14 protein-coding genes are annotated in these 19576 nt (G+C 37.6%); 6 read left to right on the plus strand and 8 right to left on the minus strand.

Annotated elements, in window-relative coordinates:
• Nucleotides 1-108: 108 nt before the first annotated feature.
• Entirely contained in the window at nucleotides 109-1059 is a 951-nt protein-coding gene (locus C1A40_RS12485; RefSeq protein WP_102996177.1) for a family 16 glycosylhydrolase, read from the plus strand.
• Between the two features lie 83 nt (nucleotides 1060-1142).
• Nucleotides 1143-4205: an FG-GAP-like repeat-containing protein gene (locus tag C1A40_RS12490; protein WP_158651355.1), complete on the plus strand. Its 3063-nt coding sequence runs from the start codon at nucleotides 1143-1145 to the stop codon at nucleotides 4203-4205.
• 168 nt (nucleotides 4206-4373) lie between these two features.
• On the opposite strand, the gene C1A40_RS12495 is transcribed toward C1A40_RS12490, so the two are convergent.
• Entirely contained in the window at nucleotides 4374-5228 is an 855-nt protein-coding gene (locus C1A40_RS12495; protein WP_102996179.1) for an AraC family transcriptional regulator, read from the minus strand.
• 118 nt (nucleotides 5229-5346) lie between these two features.
• Between C1A40_RS12495 and C1A40_RS12500 the strand changes: the two genes are divergently transcribed.
• Genes C1A40_RS12500 through C1A40_RS12515 form a run of 4 tightly spaced genes read left to right on the plus strand, consistent with a single transcriptional unit; the run spans nucleotide 5347 to nucleotide 9783 of the window.
• A complete protein-coding gene (locus C1A40_RS12500) occupies nucleotides 5347-6249 on the plus strand; it encodes a carbohydrate kinase family protein (protein ID WP_102996180.1) in 903 nt (300 codons plus the stop codon).
• Nucleotides 6250-6261: 12 nt separating this feature from the next.
• Nucleotides 6262-7770: an L-fucose/L-arabinose isomerase family protein gene (locus C1A40_RS12505; protein WP_102996181.1), complete on the plus strand. Its 1509-nt coding sequence runs from the start codon at nucleotides 6262-6264 to the stop codon at nucleotides 7768-7770.
• On the plus strand, nucleotides 7754-8635 hold the full coding sequence (locus C1A40_RS12510) for a class II fructose-bisphosphate aldolase (protein WP_102996182.1): 882 nt from the start codon (nucleotides 7754-7756) through the stop codon (nucleotides 8633-8635). Before C1A40_RS12505 ends, C1A40_RS12510 begins: the two co-directional genes overlap by 17 nt.
• A gap of 38 nt (nucleotides 8636-8673) precedes the next feature.
• A complete protein-coding gene (locus C1A40_RS12515; RefSeq protein WP_102996183.1) occupies nucleotides 8674-9783 on the plus strand; it encodes a zinc-dependent alcohol dehydrogenase in 1110 nt (369 codons plus the stop codon).
• 103 nt (nucleotides 9784-9886) lie between these two features.
• On the opposite strand, the gene C1A40_RS18200 is transcribed toward C1A40_RS12515, so the two are convergent.
• The 7 genes from C1A40_RS18200 to C1A40_RS12550 form a co-directional block, all read right to left on the minus strand.
• A complete protein-coding gene (locus tag C1A40_RS18200) occupies nucleotides 9887-11140 on the minus strand; it encodes an Ig-like domain-containing protein (protein WP_158651356.1) in 1254 nt (417 codons plus the stop codon).
• Between the two features lie 285 nt (nucleotides 11141-11425).
• Nucleotides 11426-13660: a beta-glucosidase BglX gene (gene bglX / locus C1A40_RS12525; RefSeq protein ID WP_102996184.1), complete on the minus strand. Its 2235-nt coding sequence runs from the start codon at nucleotides 13658-13660 to the stop codon at nucleotides 11426-11428.
• A gap of 105 nt (nucleotides 13661-13765) precedes the next feature.
• A complete protein-coding gene (locus tag C1A40_RS12530; RefSeq protein WP_102996185.1) occupies nucleotides 13766-15217 on the minus strand; it encodes an aldehyde dehydrogenase family protein in 1452 nt (483 codons plus the stop codon).
• A gap of 19 nt (nucleotides 15218-15236) precedes the next feature.
• Nucleotides 15237-16019 (minus strand): enoyl-CoA hydratase/isomerase family protein, encoded by a 783-nt coding sequence (locus C1A40_RS12535; protein WP_102996186.1) that lies wholly within the window; start codon nucleotides 16017-16019, stop codon nucleotides 15237-15239.
• Between the two features lie 12 nt (nucleotides 16020-16031).
• Nucleotides 16032-17177: a CaiB/BaiF CoA transferase family protein gene (locus tag C1A40_RS12540; protein WP_102996187.1), complete on the minus strand. Its 1146-nt coding sequence runs from the start codon at nucleotides 17175-17177 to the stop codon at nucleotides 16032-16034.
• 2 nt (nucleotides 17178-17179) lie between these two features.
• Nucleotides 17180-18325 carry a CaiB/BaiF CoA transferase family protein gene (locus tag C1A40_RS12545; RefSeq protein ID WP_102996188.1) on the minus strand — a complete coding sequence of 382 codons (1146 nt, stop codon included), beginning with the start codon at nucleotides 18323-18325 and terminating at the stop codon, nucleotides 17180-17182.
• Between the two features lie 10 nt (nucleotides 18326-18335).
• Complete coding sequence (locus tag C1A40_RS12550) at nucleotides 18336-19493, minus strand: extracellular solute-binding protein (protein WP_102996189.1); 1158 nt, start codon at nucleotides 19491-19493, stop codon at nucleotides 18336-18338.
• Nucleotides 19494-19576 lie beyond the last annotated feature (83 nt).

Genomic DNA, 19576 nt, shown 5'->3' on the forward strand with positions numbered 1-19576 from the left:
GCCTTAAAACGTTTTGGAGTTTTTTTCAAATGGATATAGATGAAAATCTGTAATTTTTAAAATCTGTGCTTTATAAATTATAATAACTCCTATTAAAATAATACAATTATGAAACGACAATTTTTAAATAAATGCTCTTTGACCTTTATTTTGGCTTTATCTCTAATAGCCTGTGATTCTAATGATGCGCCTGCTCAGGATACCGAATCCAAACCGGACACAGAAACGGATATTGATCAAGAAAATGATGATTTATCATACTTGCCTAAATTAGAAAATGATCTGACTTGGACACTACAGCCACAAGTTTCTAATGAATTTAATTTTGACGGCGGAAAAGAAGCTTCAGAATTTACAACCGACTGGAAAGACGGTTATATCAATTCGTGGACTGGTCCTGGGATCACTCAGTACAGTTACGAACAATCTGATATTGTTGATGGCGAATTGGTGTATCATGCTACCATTGAAGGTGAAAAAATAAAAACAGGCTGTATTTCATCCAAAGCCGCAGTAACGTACCCCATGTATATGGAAGTACGCGTGAAGCTTAGCGAATCGGTATTGTCATCAGCCGTTTGGATGTTGAGTGATGATTCTACCGAAGAAATCGATAATTTAGAAGCCTTCGGTGCTAAAAGCAGTGATTATTTTTCTAAAAGATTGCATTTAAGCCATCACGTATTCATTAGAGATCCTTTTCAAGATTATCAACCCGAAGGGCCTGAAACCTGGTACGCCGATGGTAAAAATACCATTTGGTCTGACGATTACCATAACTATGGTGTTTTATGGGAAGATCCTTGGTCTCTATCTTATTATGTAGATGGAAAAATGGTTAGAAAAACCCCTGTCGATGAAATCGATCCGAAAAATTTCACTAATGGAAATGGTTTAACCAAACCCATGCACATGATTATTAGTGCAGCAGCCCAATCGTGGCGTTCAAGTGATAGTCAGGGCGCTGGTGCTGTAGATTTCTTAACCGATCCTACTGTAGCCAACGTAGATAAAACCATTATGAAAGTAGATTGGATTCGAGTTTATAAGCCAGAATAAATTTTAACATCTTCATTTTTATGACCTTTAAATCCATTCAGTCCGTATTAGTAGTCTGTTTTGTTGTATTAATAACTTTATTATTGGCAGAATCCTGTCACGACGATTCAAAAAAGAATCAGGTAGTTATTTTTTCAAATGAAACAGACATTACGAGTTTAAATCCATTAGAATTTCAAACAGATCTTTCTGGTACTGTGGTGAAAAAGGTCTATTTTTATTTAGATAATCCAACTCATTATGCCAGTTTAAGTTTGTATGGCAATGGTCGTTTGCTAATTGAGAATCTCAATATTCCTAAAAAAGGAAAACAAACGGTAAATGCTTTGGTGAGTTTCCCCGATTTAGGGCAAACCCAATTAAAAATTGAAGTAAGAGATGCCGATATCACCTTAAATAAAGTGGAAGTGGAAGATCAAAACACGCTATCCATACCCCAATTTGAAGATATTAGTGTGTCTGCAGGTCTCGACAAAGTCAATTCTATTAAGTATGGCGGACCAACAGTTGCCGATATCAATCAAGATGGGTATTACGATTTTATAGTTAATAATCATAATGAAGAAACCAGCAAACTGTATTGGAATAATGGTGCCGGTATAGTTACGAAACATCATCAGGATTTAGCCCGATGGTTTATGCACGATTTGCATGGTACGGCATTAGGCGATTATGACAATGATGGTGACCTCGATTTAATTCTTACCCAAGGTGGCGGTAATGGCACAGCACCTTCACGTGCTAATTTCTATAAAAATGATAACGGTACATTTATTCGTTACACTGGCGATGTAGGTATTTCACGGGGTGCTCGTGGTCGTGGTGCCCGTTGGGGAGATTTCGATTTGGATGGTGATTTAGATTTTATGCTGGTGAATGAAGAAGGTTTAAAGAAGGAAAAACCACAGCATTTCTTTTATGAAAATTTAGGTGATGGTACCTTTAAGTTTAAATCGGTTGAAGGGATTCAAGATGCGCATCCTTCTCGTGCCTTAGTGACTGATATTAATGCCGATGGCATCGATGATATTATTTTATACGGACCTATGTCGATTTGGCAAGGCAACGGTGATTTTACCTTTACCGATGTTACTAAAACCATGCTTAAAGATTTACCCGAATACGAACAGGTTATGGCGGTTACCGATATCGATATTGACAATGATGGCGATTTAGATTTATACTTAGCCAGAGGCATGTCGGTTGAAGGAGGAAAAGGCGAACCTCCATTTTTAGATTGCGATCCCATTCATAAAGAAATGGCCATTAAAACCCGTGGCTATAAAGGTGTTGATGCCTTTGAATTTGAAGGCGACCATACCATTAACCTAACAAATTACTACTATTTAGCCCAAGGAAATTACCGAGGAACGACGTATCCAATTTTTCTTGGAGAAAACAAAGTAAGACATGAAATTGCTTCTGGTGACGATTTTAGCTTCGATAAAAATACTGCTGCAGGTTGGCCAGAAGATACCTCTGAAGATGGCTTGTATTTTGGAACTGTAGGTGAAAATAAATGGAAAGCGGCTTTGGTACGTAATGGTGATTTATTTTGGGCATACCGTTTTAGTTTAAGTGGTGTAACGAGCGTAACGCCAGAATTTGAATCACAAAACCGAAACGTACAAGATGTGCTCTTGAAAAATGAAAATGGCCAATTTGTTGATGTGTCAAAGGCATGGAATTTACCCGAAGGAAGCAATTCATTGGGTGTAACTACTGGTGATTTTAATAACGATGGTCATCAAGATTTATTCGTTTATCGTTGGGGTTTCATAGGTAAAAGAACTTCAGATTACATGTTGTTAAATTCTGGAAATCATAATTTTGAAACCACAACCATGCACGGTGCCAATGCTGTTGGTGATGTTGGTAATGGTGATATGGGACAAGCCTTCGATTTCGATTTAGACGGTCATTTAGATATTTTAAGTGGCAGTGAAGGGGGGCAATGGTATCTTTATAAACAGAATACCCAAAACCAAGGTCATTACGCTATAATTCGTGTGAGCTATGCACCAAATTCGAATATCGATGCGACGTCTGCACAAGTAACGCTGGAAACTGAAAAAAATACGTACTACAAACGCGTTGGCTCTTCAGGAGAAGTATTTTCACAAAGTTTACTGAATAACGTACATTTTGGTTTAGGTGCAGAAAATCATATTAAAAAAGTAACAGTAAAATGGCGTAATGGCGAAACGGTAGTTTTTAAGGATAAAAAAGCGAATACGATTCTAGATACCAATGCCTTGGATCCTGAAAATATAAGTTTATTAGCTACTTCTAAACAGATTAGAAAAGGTACTACAATGCCTTTAGATGTAGAACTTACGCCTAAAAATGCAGAGGAAAAAGTGCTTTGGGCATCTAATAATGAAAATATTTTAAAAGTGGATAAAAACGGCATGCTGAAAGCTGTAGGCCAGGTAGGAGAGAATGCTACAATTACTGCTACTAGTGTTGCCAACAACAAGCAAACTGAATCTACGTTTGAGATTGTGCCATTTGAACCCATTTCAGCGGAAAATATTATTCTGAATCCTATTAAGGATGAACTGTATGAAAAAGATAGCATACAAATTATAGCTAAAGTGGTGCCGCAGTTAGCTGACAACAAAGCATTGGTTTGGACAAGTACGCATCCTAAAGTCGCTCGTGTTACAAATACAGGCATGCTCTTTTTGGAGAAAGCAGGAACCACAACTATTAAAGTAGCTTTAAAAGATAATCCCAAGCTTTCAAAACAAGTCCAACTGACTGTGAAACCGTTGGTAAAACCTAGTATTCAAATAGTAAATAAGAAGGCTTTACAGAAGCTAAAATCAGGTAGTCAAATACAAGTGAAGGTAAACTATCATGCAGGTTCAAAACATCAAGTTATTAATGCCGATGAAGGTGGTGTTCGTGTATGGTTTAGACATTTTAAAAACCAATGGATACCTATTAAAGATACAGTATTAGTGGATGAAACCGCCTTGTATAAAACATCAGGAACTACGGTTAAAACGTTTTCTTTAAAAGACATGGTTCCTACTAAAGATTTACCTGAAGGCCAATTTTATATGATTAGAGCCACTTTTACAGCGAGTGATGGTCAAATGTATAGTGATGAATTGTATCCCATAGAGGTTTTACCTTAAAGTTCAGGCTCCAAAGCAGCAAAGCAGCAAAGTTTCTGAGATATCATTGTTTAAAGTGTATTTTACTCATAATCAAGTGGTTATAGAGTAATTTTTGGTAGTTTTAATCATTTAACCGTAAGATAAAAGTTTCAATTGTAGTTACCAACAGCTAACAACCAACAACGCTCAACCCTCAATCAATGTTCGATATGCTTTTGGTGTCATAGAAACATATTTTTTAAACTGCCTATGAAAAAACGATAAATTATCGTAGCCACATGCTAAGCTAATATCTAATAGGGTGTTATTGGTTTCACGGAGAGATATACAAGCCTTTCGAATTCTAAATTCGTTTAAGTAGTTTGTAAAAGGTCTTTTAAATTGTTTTTTAAAGTATTTACAAAAGGCGCCCGAACTCATATGGGTAAGCTTTGCCATATCGGTATTGGTTATTTTTTGATGATAGTGTTGGTCGATATAGTTTAATATGGCCTTGGTGCGGCTATTTGTTTTATCTGAGACTTGATTTGGAGCTTGATCAACGGCTAATAGTTCTTTTTCAGAGTTGGCTGCTAAATCGGTTAAAATATCTAGTAGCACGATCATAATTTTTTCGGGCTTCAAATCAGGTAAGATGCTTAGCCGCTTACCTATAGCTGTATTAAAACTTATGTTTGTAAATTTAATGCCGGCTTGAGCCGAGTTTAATAGGGTTTGTAAAGCCTGTAATTCGGGATTATTAGCGATAAAACTTTTAAACGTATGCTCGGGCCATTGTACGCAGTATGAAATAGCTTCTGATAAATAATGGTTATTGTTTTTCCAACAGTGCGGTACGTTTTTGCCTATTAAAACCAAATCGCCTTCATGAAAATTATCCAAACTACTCCCAACATGTCTAATTCCTGAACTTTTAACAATATAGGTGAGTTCATAATCTTCATGGTAATGCCAAGGAGCTGCAAAACATGCGTTTTTATAGGTGTAGGCATAAATGGATTGATCAATTTTATGCGGAATATGTTCTAATTCAGGCTTCATTTTATTCTGTTTTACTAAAGTAATTATAATTTACGACAAAATTGTATATGTTTAGGGTGTTTTAAGATTTAAATTAAAATGAAGCTCTACTGTAAATTTGTCTTAAATAATTTTGGTTATGAAAGTATTATGCAGCGGTTTAAATGTGGTCGATGTATTGGTGGCTACGCCCAGTAATGTAAAATTGGGACATAAAAGTGAATCCGATAAAATAGTTATTCAAGGTGGGTCCCCGGCTTGTAATGCAGCTTGCGGACTGTCAAGTTTGGGGCATGACACCTATTTTTTAGGTTATTTAGGCGATAATCCTTTGAGTGTCGTCGCTAAAAAGGAGTTGACAGATCATGGCGTTAAAACCGATTTTATAAAATACAACCAGAACGCTTCACCTGCTGTTGCTGTGGTGCAAATTGACCAAAATGGCGAGCGTACCGTAATTTATTCCATGGAAAACTATGTACCATTTAATCCAATAGATTTGGATGAGACAACTTTAAAGGGGTTTAAACTGTTTTTGGTGGATGGTTACGACACTTCGGTTAATTTGGAGCTCCTAAAAATAGCTAGAAAATACGGTATAAAAACCGTGCTAGATATGGAAACAGGTAATCTAGAAACCATGAAAGCAATGATCGCTCTTAGTACCGACCCCATATTGCCGTTAGAATGTGCACAAAACATCACAGGAAAAAACGATGTAGCTTCGTGTTTGAAAGAACTTTCAAAATATACCCAAGGTCAAGTTATTATTACCGATGGCGCCAACGGGTCCTATGCGATCGAAGATGGCATACACATCCATCAACCTGCCTTTAAAGTTCAGGTTGTGGATACTACAGGTTGTGGCGATGCCTTTCATGCAGCTTACGCATCGGCGTTGTTACAGGGTTTTCAGCTAAAAGAGCGCCTCGTTTACGCCAGCTTTTTTGCGGCTCAAGTGGCTCAGTATTTTGGAGGTCGAACCTGTTTGTCAAATCGTGAATTTATGGAACAAAATTGCCCAATACAAGTAGAACAATAATACCTATCATTCATGGAAGTTTTAAACAATATATCAATTGAAAAAGGAATAGTTAGTCACTTATTCGAAAAAGTGATTACTCCTGCAAAACCAAGCTATGTTGCTAAAATAGCAATAGTAGGCATTGGTAAAGAAGAACACTTTGATTGGCAATCTATTTTAAAAAATTATGAAATTGCCAAAAATAGCTTATCCACAATTATACCTGATGAGAAGTTTGAGCTAATAACTTCTGATTCGCCATTACAAACGAAAGAGCAGATGTATGATTGGCTGCAAGGCATGCACTATGAAAATATTGATGGATTAATTATTTATCAAGCTTCGTTTATTGATGGTGATTTAGCCGCAACTATAGCAAGATGGCTTAACCAAAATGTAATTCCAGTTTTAAGTTGGTCGCATGATGAAGCTACTGGCGGCAGATTGTCAAACAACAGGCTATGTGGTCAAAATTTCTTGTTGAATATTTTAAATTCTTGTGGAGTTAAATATTCTTGGTTGTTTGAAGCACCAAATTCTGAAAATTTAGCGCCTAATATTTTAAAGTTTGCTAAAGCGGTTTATGCAAAAGCTTCTATTAACCAACGTGCAGTAGGAATGATAGGTGGATTTAGAGTTCCTGGTTTCTATGACTGTGAATTGAACGAGTTAGCGTTATTAAACACATTTGGAATTAAGGTTGAAAGAATTGATTTCCAAACCATATGGCAACATGGTGAAAAGTTTGGAAATGCTATCATACAGGGAGTCAAATCAGAATTATTGAATCATCCGCTTTGTAAGTTTAATAATGTTGTAGATGAGCAAATTGATAAGTCCATTCGGTTCGCTTTGACCGTTGCAGATTTTGCAAGAGTGCATGATTATTTAGGAATTGGATTAAAGAACTGGCCAGAGTTATTTGATCACTACGGCATTGCTGGAGATGGAGCAGGTGCATTAGTGCAAGATGTAGGTATTCCCGTTGCAGACGAATCGGATATGGGGGCTTTATTAACAATGGTTGTCATGAACCAATTAAGTTTAGGAGAAGCAATTCCAACTTTGGTTGATTTATCATTAGTGAATAAAAATGATAATAGAGTGGGGTTCTGGCACTGTGGTGGAGCACCAACTAAATTAATCAACGAAAAAACGGGTTTTGAAGTGAGGAACCACAGTATCCTCGAAAACTATAGTGAAGAAAGTAGCATGGGGATGTTGTTAGAATTCTTACAGAAAGAAGGGCCAATTACTGTTGCTAAATATCAATATCCAGATGCCGGTAAGGTATTAGTATGGGAAGGAGATATTAAATCCTCTCAAATGGCATTTAGAGGAAGTTATGCCGAAGTAGAGCCAGTTAGAAACTCAGTTGGTGAAGTGTTGAATACAGTATTAAACAATGGATTAGATCATCACTGGATTATTGGTAGAGGATTTATGCAAAAAGACCTTAATGAATTCAATCACTGGTTAGGAATAAATAATATTAAAATAGAAACTGGTAAAGAACAATTATATGGACACAGCAACTAAAAATTCAGAAAAAGTGATTTACAATCAAAAGTACAATAGTTTAAAAGAACTGTTTGACGATTACAGAAAAACACAACGTTGCTTAGCTGCGTTTAATGTGAATGATAGCTACGATTTAAAAGCTGTGGTGGAAGCTGCTAACGACATGGATACTAATGTGATGGTTATGACATACCCGCCAGTAGCCCAATTAAACACTCCAGAGGTTTTTCGCTCGATGGTAGATGGCTTTAAAAAAATAGCCAAAAATGAGATTTATTTACATCTCGATCATAGCACTTCCGTGGAATTGTGCAAGCGCGCGATCGATGCCGGTTACGACTCCGTGATGTTTGATGGTTCGCAACTTTCCATATTTGAAAATATCAAGCAAACCAAAGAGGTGGTAAATTATGCACACGAAAGAGGTGTGGTGGTTGAAGCCGAAATTGGTAAAATTATGGGGCGTGGTGTGAAAGTGAAATCAGATGACGATTTTCTTGCAGATGTAAAAGAAGTACGTCTGTTAAATTATGAAACCAATGTAGATTTAATGGCTGTAGGTATAGGTACCGCACATGGTTTTACGCCTACTGAGCCCAAAATTCATTTTGATAGATTGGATGAAATCGCTGAAGCTATTCCAACCCCTTTGGTGCTGCACGGTGGTACAGGTATTCCTGATGCGGACATCCAAAAGGGCATCCAAAAAGGTATGGCAAAAATCAATATTGGTACCATTGTTCATACTACTTACATGAAAAATATGTACGAGGAAATGACGAGAGCTGGTGATGGGGCATATCCTCCATTCATCATGGAAAACGTCTTGCCTAAAATTAAATCCGTAGTAAAAGATCGTTTGGCTGCCGTTAATTTTTGGTAGAGCTTAAGATAGAGAAGTTAATTTAAAACTGATAAAAGATGAGTACCAACAAATCTAAGGTGGCCATGTTAATTGCGCCTAAAACATTTGAAATTCAGGAGTATCCTATTCCTGAAGTATCTGATGATGAGATATTAATAAAAGTAGAAGGTTGCGGTGTTTGTGGCACCGATGTACACGAGTATAAAAGTGATCCCTTTGGGTGCTTACCTATTGTGTTAGGACATGAAGGCACCGGAGAAATAGTGAAACTAGGTAAAAATGTTACCACCGATACCATTGGGAAACCTATTGTTGTTGGCGATAAATTAGTAACAAGCATCATTCCGTGTGGACAATGTGATGCTTGTGTAAATACCCCAGGAAAAACAGAATTGTGTGAAAACATGGGCTGTTACGGCTTAATGCCCGATGATCAAGTACATTTAAACGGTTGGTTTGGAGAGTATTTAGTGATAAGAAAAGACTCAACGTTTTTTAATGTGAGCGAATTCGATGTCGAAACCAGAATTATGATCGAGCCTATTGCGGTAGCTGTTCACGCTGTTGAACGGGCAAAAACTACAGGTTTGCTCAACTTTGGCACACCTGTACTTATTCAAGGTTGTGGACCTATTGGGCTAGCAATTGCTTTGGTTTTAAAAACTATGGGTGTACAAAATGTGTTTGCCATAGATGGTAACGATTCCAGATTAGAATTTTCAAAAAAATTAGGAGTATCCAAAACTTTTAATTTTATGAAATATGAGAAGACTGAAGATTTAATCACTGTAATAAAAAAAGAAACGAATAATAAAGGTGTTGGTTTTGCTTTTCAAACAACAGGTTCAGGAGTTGCTTTCTCATCGGTTTTTAAACATATTGCTCGAGGTGGTGGCTTATGTGAAGTCGGTTTCTTTGTTGAGCTTGGGGATACAGCCGTCAATCCGCATCAAGATATTTGCTTTAAAGAAATTACTGTAGTAGGCTCGTATGCCTATACACCGCAAGTATATCCAGTTACACTCGATTGTGTGCGTAGTGCTTTAGCTATTGGATTACCCATTAATGAGTTTGTAACCGATTGGTATCCGTTGGACAAAATAAACGACGCGTTCCAGAAAAATATCGCCATGGAGGGTATTAAAATTGCTGTTGGATCGAACTGATACCAGATAATTTTAATTTATGTGTAAATAAAAGCCCTTTCAATTTCTATGACTTGAAAGGGCTTTTTTAATATCATCAAGGATCGAATTAAAGTCTTAAATGCTATTCATCTTCTAAGGTCCAAGTACGTACCCAATCAATGTACATAGTATTGATACTATTATCATTTAAATCGCTTTTTGGAGGAAGTCCTCCTAAGTAATCGGCAGCGTTGGTCCATAAATCGAATATAATTTCTAATTCTCGCGTGAATTCACGCTCCGAGTAAGTGTTTCCATTTCGGTCTTCACCAACTACAACGCTACCAGCAGGCTGTCCATTTAAATAAAACTGAATGTGCTTCGAATCTTGCCACCATACCCCAAAAGTGTGATAATCTTCATTCCAGCCAACATGGCGCAACGGGTTCGTAGCAGCTAAATCTGATCTTAAAAAGTTTCCATAATTTCTTATAGTTTGTGGAGTTTTGCTGTCATCAGCTTGAAAATATTGAGAATTCATCTGATTTGGAAAATCTGGCTGACAATTACAAGACGGTTTGGAGTTGTTTTCAATGATGTCGATTTCATCTCTATTATTAATATCGCCATTATTTAACCAATAGGTGTTGTATGCCGAAATATGAGCAGCCTTAATGCGTGCTTCGGTATACATCGGGTAAGAGGTTTTGGCTCTGGAATGTATTCTAGCAGTCTGGAACCAACGATCGTCAGGATTGTTTTCGTTTAAAGTGGCTTTAATCCATAAATTACCGTTGCTAACCCCCGAGTTGTTATTAGAAGTCGACATAAAAACAGGAACGCCATAATGCCAAGTAGATTTAAACCATTTTGAACTGTTCCATGCGTCAAACTCATCAGACATGGCTTCTAATTTTACCCATTTTTTATTTTCTGGCGTGGTGTTTCTAACCGAGACAAAGGATGGGTAGTTCGGGTCTATATTTTCGAAATCTTCGGCGCTAGGTACCCAAGGAGTAACTGTTACATTTACGGTCGCTTCATCGCTGTTGCCTTGATCGTCTGTAAGTTTATAGTCGAAGCTGTCGGTTCCTGTGTAATTTTCATTAGGAATGTACTCAAACACACCTTCATCAATTTCGCTTACGGTACCGTTGTTGGCTTGTGAAATGAGGCTGAAAGTAGCCGAATTTACATCTTCAACAGTATCATTTTTAGATACATCAATTTGATTGGTAGTTCCGGAAGTACTGTTTTCTTCAACTTCTAAAACATCATTTACAGCTATGGGTTTAGACCCGTTAGAGGTGTCTTTTTCTGAATCTGATGAACAGCCGCAATTGGTAAGAAATGCGGGAAGAAGGAGTAGAGTTAAAATAGATTGTTTAAAATTCATGTTTTTCTTTTTTATAGTTATTTATTAAATGTGATGGACTCACAAATTTTGATATATAAGACCTTTCAGGTCTAGATTTTAATTTAAAAAGTTAGTTGTATGTCATATTGAGCATGTCGAAATATTTTGATAACGGTAATTTGTACGAGTAGTGGTAGATTATGTGGTGCTTTTCTGTTAAATCGCTATGCAGTTTGAGCGGCTAAAAACCTTGGTGTTTACTGCTTTTTTTACCTTTACTAATACAAATGTAGTGTTTAGTATTTTCTAATTTGATAGTTATATTTATTTCAATCTAAATGTTGCTTTTTTCAACTCCTTTGAGTTTTTACCTATAAAAATATCAAACTCACCCTTTTCTAAAGTTTTTTTATACTCTTTTCCTTTCCCAATGAACATAAGCTGATTAGGGGTTATTTCAAAAGAAACTGATTTTGTTTCTCCAGGTTCAATTTCAACAAGTTTAAAGTCTTTTAACTCTTTTTCAGGACGCGTAACAGAACAAACCTTATCTCCAATATATAGTTGTACTATTTCAGTCCCTTTTACTTTTCCTGTATTAAAAATTTTAACAGTAGCAGTAATTGAACCATTCTCGACCATCTCCTTTGAATTTAATTCAATATCAGAATAATCGTAATTAGTATAACTTAAACCATATCCAAATGGATATAATGGTTCATTTTGGATATCGCGATATGTAGTTGAGTAACGGTTGTCTGTAATGCCAGGCACAAATTTGTGGCTTGTTCTGCGATAATTATAAAAAATAGGTATTTGCCCTTCGTGGTAAGGAAATGTCATAGGTGTTTTTCCTTGTGGATTGAATTCACCAGAAAGAATTTCTGATAAAGCAGTTCCTCCAGTTGTTCCTGGCATCCATGCATAGAGAATGGCGTCAGATTTCTCATCAATGTCAGTCAAAATATATGGTCTACCAGCATTTATTACTGTAACTAAGGGCTTCCCTGTTTCTGCTATGGCCTCAAACAGTTCTTCCTGTGCCCCAGGCAAATGTAACGAAGCAGTTCCTCCACCTTCGCCACTCATCCAATATTCTTCGCCAAGAACAAGAATCACAATATCAGCTTCTTCAGCTGTTTTAACAGCTTTAGGTATTAGGTCTTTACCTACAACTTTAAAACTGTCTATATTACATCCCTTAGCGTAGGTGATTTTAGCATGTTCAAACTTCTTAGAAATGCCATCAAAATAGGTAACAACATCTTTTTCACTACCCATACAATGCCACCAACCTAATAAATCTTTGGTTGCTTTTGCCATAGGGCCAATTACCGCAATATTTTTAACATTAGATGATATTGGAAGAACATCCTTATCATTTTTTAAAAGAACCATACTTTTTAATGCTATATCTTTTGTTTCTGCGATGTTTCTATCGGAAAGTAGCTCTTTATTTTCTTCATGGGTATCTAAATGCTTAAATGGATCATTGAGTAATCCTGCCTTCTTTTTGAGCATAAGTACGCGTCTCACGGCATTATCAACTTGTTCTATTGATATTTTGCCAGTTTCAACCAAATTAGGTAATATACTTACATATTTTTGTGAACTCATATCCATATCGATACCAGCGTTCATGGTATTTATTGTCGCAATAGTATCATTTTCTGCAACCCCAGTTTTTACCAAATTATTAATGGTTTCCCAGTCGGTCATAGCTAGACCTTTAAATCGCATTTCATCTCTCAGCACATCCTGCATTAAAAATTGATTAGCAGTTAATGGTACACCATCGTAAGCCGAATAAGCACACATTAAACTAGCAACACCTGCGTCTATAGCTGCTTGAAATGGAGGTAAGTATGTCTCACGTAATTCACGTTCTGAGAAATCCTGAATATTGTAATCGCGACCTGCCAAGGATGCGCCGTAGCCTGCAAAATGTTTTACACAACTTAATATATTTTTGCCATTTTCGTTAGATTCTTGTAATCCTTTAACTCTAGCTGCAGCAACAAGACTCTCTAAGTATGGGTCTTCACCAGCTGCTTCTAGAAGTCGTCCCCATCGAGGGTCTCGACTTACATCAACCATTGGTGCATATGTTAGGTTAATACCCGATACTGCTGCTTCTCGGGCAGCAACTGCTGCCGACTTACGTATTGCCACTAAATCCCAACTTGCTGCTTCTGCTATTGGAATGGGTGCTATTGTTTTATAACCGTGTATTACATCTTCTTGAAAAAGAATGGGTATTCCAGAACGGGACTCGTTGACTGCAATTCTTTGAAGTTTGGTGATATTTTCTACACCATTTACTTTCAACACACTTCCAACTTTGCCTTCTCGTATCATTTTAAAATGCGCTTCGGTAGGTTCGCCTTCAATGGGTATTAAGTTGAGCTGTCCGGCTTTTTCTTGAAGAGTTAACTTACTCAAAATTCCTTCTATTTGTTCGTCGGTTTCCGCAATACTTGCTTTAGGTATTTTAGTGCAGGCAGATAAAATAACTGCTGACATTACAATGATAATTTTACATTTCATTATATTACTCATTAATTTATTTTTAATTATTTCACATGATGAATTAAACACAACATCGGTGATAATTGGGTTCCGAAGGGCTCAACCTGAGAGTGGGTTGTTTTGAAACTTCTAACATTAATACTCTAAATAAACCGTGCGTTTTTGTAAATGATGTTCTATACCATAAATACCATCTTCACCACCAATTCCCGAGGTTTTATGCCCCGAATGATAGCCTTGAATATAGCCAACAATTTGTTTGTTGATGAAAATAGTTCCCACCTGTAATTGATCGATCGCTTTTTGATGAATCTTATAATTATTGGTAAATAAGTATGCCGATAATCCTTCTTCTCTGGTATTCGAATAGGCCATAGCTTCATCAAAACCATTCACTTTAATGATGGGCAAAACAGGCGCGAATAATTCGTGTTTTGTTGTGGCATCGCCGTTTTTAACATTGGTAAGAATGGTTGGAGCAAACCAATTGCCTTTTTCAAATGCAGCACCATCTGGTCGGCCGCCTCCCATAACCAGTTCGGCACCACTGGCAATATCTTGATTTACTAAATCTTGCACACGTGCTAAACCTTGGGAACTTACATTGGGACCCATAGTTACCGAAGCATCAAAAGGATTGCCAGTTTTAATTTGTGCCACACGTTTAATGAGTTTTTCGGTAAATTCATCAGCTATTTTTTCGTCAACCATTACCATTTCATTGCAAATACATACTTGTCCGCAGTTGGCATATCTAGAAATGGCAGCAGCTTCAACAGCCTTATCGATATCCGCATCATCTAAAACAATAAATGGTGCTTTACCACCCAGTTCTAAGATTAAACCTGTAATGTTATCCGCAGCAGCGCGATACATAGCGCGTCCCGCATTGGTACTTCCGGTTAAACTGATTAATTTGGTAATCGGACTTTCAACTAATAAAGAAGCGGTTTGTGCATTTTGTGTCGCTACCATATTAACAACCCCTTTAGGAAGGCCAGCGTCTTCTACCAATCGGCAAAATTCTGAAGCGGTAACAGGTGTTAACTCATGTGGTTTTAAAATAATGGTATTTCCTGTAACCAAAGCCGGACCTAATTTTCGTCCGATTAAAGCTAAAGGATAATTAAAGGCACATAACGCCACGGTAACGCCATAAGGAACTTTATGGATTTCCAAACGCTCGTTAGCATTTTCAGTAGGAAAAATGGCGCCTTGAATGCGTCGTCCCGCTTCCGCGGAATAGGTCATATATCGAATCGTGTCATCAACTTCACCAAGTGCTTCGGTATAGGTTTTTCCTTGCTCCATAACTAATAATTTGGCGAAATGTTCCCGTTCCGCTTTCAATCGATCGCAAATGGCATATATGTAATTGGCTCTCGTTTGAGCAGGTGTTAATTGCCATCCAAATTGCGCTTTTTCTGAAGTTTCTAAGGCATACTGCACATCTTCTTTGGTACATGCGGTAACCGTTGCAAAAACGGCATTGTTAGCAGGGTTTTCTACTTCAATAAGTGCTCTTTTTGAGGAATCTAACCATTCACCATTGATGAAACAGGGGTAATGTTTAATTTCTTTTGCCATTATTAGTTTGTTTTATTAGTTAATTAAATTTTGGTATACGCTTTTCTACAAAGGCTAAAAAACCTTCTTTAGCATCATGCGTATCGTACAAGGCGTTAACCGATGTGGTTTCGTAATCTAACGACTCTTGTAAGTTCATGCCTTTATGTTTTTGTACATAATGTTTAATGGCCGCCATGGCTTGTCCGGCACCTTGCGCTAAATCTTTCACATAATGTGTTACGCTTAATTCGAAGGCATCTGCAGGGTATAATTGATTAAATAGGCCATAATCAAAAGCTTTTTGTGGTGATATGTTATGTCCGGTAACCAACAATTCCATGGCTCGGCTTGCTCCAATTAAATCTATTAGTCTTGGTGTGCCGCCGTTTCCAGGCATTAAGCCTAATTTAACTTCGGGTAAACCAATTAAATAGTTGCCTTCGGAAGCAAGACGGATGTCGCAAGCCATAATCATTTCTAATCCGCCGCCTAAAACATGACCGCTAACGGCCGCAATAACAATTTTACTGCTTGAGGTAATCGCTTCGGAAACTTCGCGAGCGGCTCTAACCATCTCGGCATTTTGCTCGGTGGTATTGCTACTAAATATTTTTATATCAGCTCCTGCACAGAAAAACTTTTCGGAAGTGCTATTGATTAAAATAACTTTGATAGCATTGTCTGCGCTAGCCTCTTTTACAGCTTGACTAATTAATTCTAAGAAGTCTTTGTAATAACTATTCGCTTTAGGTCTGTTTAAGCTAATGGTAGCAACGCCTGCTTCTTTTTTGACTCGTATGTTGGTTGATAAATCACTCATAAAATTCCGTTATTACGATGCTAGTTCTTTATTGATTTTCTCATTGTGTTCGCCTAAAACGGGACTGCCCATTTCCGAGGTTAACCAGGCACCATTAATTTGAATCGGGCAACGTGTCGTTTTGTAGGTGTAGCCGTCGGCCATGTTAACTTCCTGAATCATCTCTAAAATTTTAAAGGCGTCTTGATCCATGAGTGTTTTCCAATTCATGATTTCGGCACACCAAATATCGGCAGGCTCTAAAACGGCCAACCACGCTTTCGTGTCTTTTGTGGCGAGGTGTTTGGCAAGGATGTCTTTAATTTCATCTCTTTGATTAAACCAGCTTTCGGGTGTTTCATATTTTGATAAAGCTTCACAACCTATTAAACCGCCAATAAAAGGAATAGACCCCATGGCCAAAGCCATAGCGCCGTTTTTAGTCGCGTAAACCCCGTAAGGTGCACCTAAATAGGCATGTGCCGAATTACTTTTTGGTCGGATGGTTGGTTGCCCGCCGTCTCTAAAGTAACAGGTAATAGATTCAAACTGGTATTCTAAGGCCGATTCCAGCATGCTTACTTCCACGCGACCGCCTTCACCTGTGGTTTCTTTTCTGTACAAACAGGCTAAAATACCTTGTGCTAAATGGGCGCCAGATAAAATATCTACCACGGCCAAACCAATAGGGATAGGGCCTGCGCCATCGTTTCCGTTTAGCTGTGTTAATCCTGATAGGGATTGTAATAATAAATCCAATCCTGGTTTATTTTTCCAAACGCCTTCTTTGCCATAACCCGATAGTTCAGCATAAACGATTTTTGGATTAATAGATTTTATGGTTTCAAAGTCAATCCCTAGTTTGTCTACAACACCAGGTCTGAAATTATGAATTAAAACATCGGCCTTGCGGATTAATTGATAGACTTTTTCACGGTCTTTGGCAGCTTTCATATTGGTCGCATAACTTTGTTTATTTCTATTGATGGCATGAAACATAGATGAAGCGCCGTTCATCACCACATTTGAAAAATATAAATCACGACCTAAATCTCCCGTTTCGGGTTTTTCAATTTTAATGACTCTAGCACCTAAATCAGCCAATCTTAAACTCGCTGAAGGGCCAGATAAATACTGACTAAAGTCTACAACTAAAATGCCTTCTAATGGTTTTTTCATGATTAACTTAGATTAAATTCTTTTTCTATTAAAGCATTATCTTCACCCACTTTTGGTGCCGATTTTTTATTGAAAATGCGATTGCCATCTATTCGGATGGGGCAGCGCGTGGTTTTCATGGTAATACCATCGGAAGTTTCAACTTCTTGATCCATTTGAAGGATTTTGTAGCCTTCATGATTCAATAATGTTTTATAATCAAATACTTCTGAAACTCTAAAATCTAATGCTTCAAAAATAGATAACCAATGTGCTGAGGTTTCTTTGATGAGCTGCTCTTGTAAAAAGGCCATGATGTCATTGCGTTTTTCATACCATACTTTCGGATTTTGAAAAGCATCAGGAAGTTGCAAATTCATCGCTTTTGCCAAAGCATCTAAAGGTGTTAACGCAATACTGATGTGTCCATCTTTGGTTTCATAAATGCCATAAGGCGCCTCTAAATACACATGGGCATTGCCTTTTTTTGCTCTTTTTGGTATTTTTTTGTCGTCATTTAAGAAAGTGGTTAACAGTTCAAACTGAATGTCTAAAGTCGATTCTAATAAACTCACTTCAACTTTAGAGCCTTTTCCGGTTCGGTTTCTGGCAATAAGTGCAGCCAAAATACCTTGAACTAAATGTACTCCTGTAAAAATATCAGAAGTGGCTAGTCCTGTGGCTGTAGGTTCATCGGCTTCGTTTCCCGATAAATTAACAAAGCCCGACAAGGACTGAATAAGTAAATCTTGTCCGGGTTTGGTAGCCCAAGGGCCAACGGGACCATATCCAGAAACCACACCGTACACCATTTTAGGATTTATAGCAGCTACTGTATCATAATCTAAACCAATTTTTTCCATAACGCCTGGTCGGAAATTATGGGTCATTACATCGGCCTGTGCAATGAGTTTTTTCACCTTTTCTAAATCGTCTGGGTCTTTTAAATTGGCTGCATACGATTGTTTATTTCGATTGGCCGTATGAAACACCATAGAGCTTTCATCAATAAAAATATTTTTAAGCGCAATTTGTCGGCCAGCTTCACCAGAACCTGGGCGTTCAATTTTAATCACGCGAGCACCTAAATCGGCCATTTTTAATCCAGCCGATGGCCCTGCCATGAATTGTGCAAACTCTAATACGGTAATGCCTTCTAATGGTAACATTTATAAATGATTAGGTTGTTTTCTTTAAGGATTCAAGATACAAGGTATTCAAGCTATCTAAAAGGGTTTTGGCATTACCACCGTTTTTCATAAACTCACGAATTGGAGCCCCTGCATTATCTTGAAAATACATGTGTCCGTGGTAACGTGGTCTTAAAAAGGCTCTATCTAAAGTGGGTAGCGTGTCTTTAAAATAATCTAAGGCATTGAAATTATTCGTGGTATCTAACCAAGCCTCTCGGTGTCCTGGTTGCCCGCCATAATCAAAGAATACGGTTTTTTGAGTTTTAGGCGAAGCTACATATTCGGCGTAAGCCAAAGCGGTTTCTTTATGTTTTGAATTTGATGAAATGGCTAAACCCGTTCCGCCTAAAGTGGTAATTAAATGCTGACCTTCCAAAGTAACGGTGTCATGAAATTTTAAAATATGATTGGCATAGCCGCGTTTCGAGTAGTTGGTGTAGCCGTAAGCAAAAGGGGAGTATGCAAATTGATCGCTTCGTGTCATGGCTTCGTAAACCTTAATCGGGTTCATGTCGTAGCAAGAAGCATCAATATATTGTCCTAAATCTCTTAAAATATCTAAAGCTTTTAGTCCGATGTCTTCCGAAACAAAATAGTCTTTTGTTAGGGCCACATCTTCACCAAGCGTGCAACAAATCATATAAAAACTCATTAGCGTATCCTGCGGAATCCCAGGAATGGCAACCAAACCGTCTTTTGCTAAGGCGATTAAATCTTCCCAAGTTTTTGGTAGCGTTTTTCCTAGTTTGTTTAATAAATCTGGTCTGCTTGCTGCTACGGGCGTTGCGGCATCGATGGCTAAAGCACTTTGGTAGCCATCAAAACAATAGCTTTCGTGTGATTTTCCAACCGAGTTCGCGGCTTGATCGTCTAAAAATGATTTCGGTAAATGTTCGTTTAGCGGAATGATAACGCCTGTTCGCGCTGCAAAACCTGCCCATGGATGATCTATAATTAGTAAATCATAACGTTTTGCTAGGGCATCAATCGGTTCGTCTGCAAAAGCTTGTAACGAACGTTTTTCCCAGGTGATTTCTATATTCGGATTTAACTCATGGAAACGTTGTGCTGTAGCAACGGCCGATGTGAAACCACGACTGTGGTCCCAGGTTATTCCTTTTAATTTTATATGTTTTTCTGACATAATTCGTAGTCTAGTAAAAAAGAGACCATCTAAAAACCCAATTTATTGGTAGTTTCTAAGCAGTTGTTTTGATTTGGGTGTTG

It is taken from the genome of Tamlana carrageenivorans (assembly GCF_002893765.1).
Taxonomy (GTDB): Bacteria; Bacteroidota; Bacteroidia; order Flavobacteriales; family Flavobacteriaceae; genus Pseudotamlana; species Pseudotamlana carrageenivorans.

Coding starts and splice junctions, on each gene's coding strand:
- C1A40_RS18200 (WP_158651356.1), bottom strand. CDS start 11,140: ATGAATTTTAAACAATCTATTTTAACTCTACTCCTTCTTCCCGCATTT.
- C1A40_RS12495 (WP_102996179.1), bottom strand. CDS start 5,228: ATGAAGCCTGAATTAGAACATATTCCGCATAAAATTGATCAATCCATT.
- C1A40_RS12505 (WP_102996181.1), top strand. CDS start 6,262: ATGGAAGTTTTAAACAATATATCAATTGAAAAAGGAATAGTTAGTCAC.
- C1A40_RS12550 (WP_102996189.1), bottom strand. CDS start 19,493: ATGTCAGAAAAACATATAAAATTAAAAGGAATAACCTGGGACCACAGT.
- C1A40_RS12530 (WP_102996185.1), bottom strand. CDS start 15,217: ATGGCAAAAGAAATTAAACATTACCCCTGTTTCATCAATGGTGAATGG.
- C1A40_RS12510 (WP_102996182.1), top strand. CDS start 7,754: ATGGACACAGCAACTAAAAATTCAGAAAAAGTGATTTACAATCAAAAG.
- bglX (WP_102996184.1), bottom strand. CDS start 13,660: ATGAGTAATATAATGAAATGTAAAATTATCATTGTAATGTCAGCAGTT.
- C1A40_RS12545 (WP_102996188.1), bottom strand. CDS start 18,325: ATGTTACCATTAGAAGGCATTACCGTATTAGAGTTTGCACAATTCATG.
- C1A40_RS12485 (WP_102996177.1), top strand. CDS start 109: ATGAAACGACAATTTTTAAATAAATGCTCTTTGACCTTTATTTTGGCT.
- C1A40_RS12515 (WP_102996183.1), top strand. CDS start 8,674: ATGAGTACCAACAAATCTAAGGTGGCCATGTTAATTGCGCCTAAAACA.
- C1A40_RS12535 (WP_102996186.1), bottom strand. CDS start 16,019: ATGAGTGATTTATCAACCAACATACGAGTCAAAAAAGAAGCAGGCGTT.
- C1A40_RS12500 (WP_102996180.1), top strand. CDS start 5,347: ATGAAAGTATTATGCAGCGGTTTAAATGTGGTCGATGTATTGGTGGCT.
- C1A40_RS12540 (WP_102996187.1), bottom strand. CDS start 17,177: ATGAAAAAACCATTAGAAGGCATTTTAGTTGTAGACTTTAGTCAGTAT.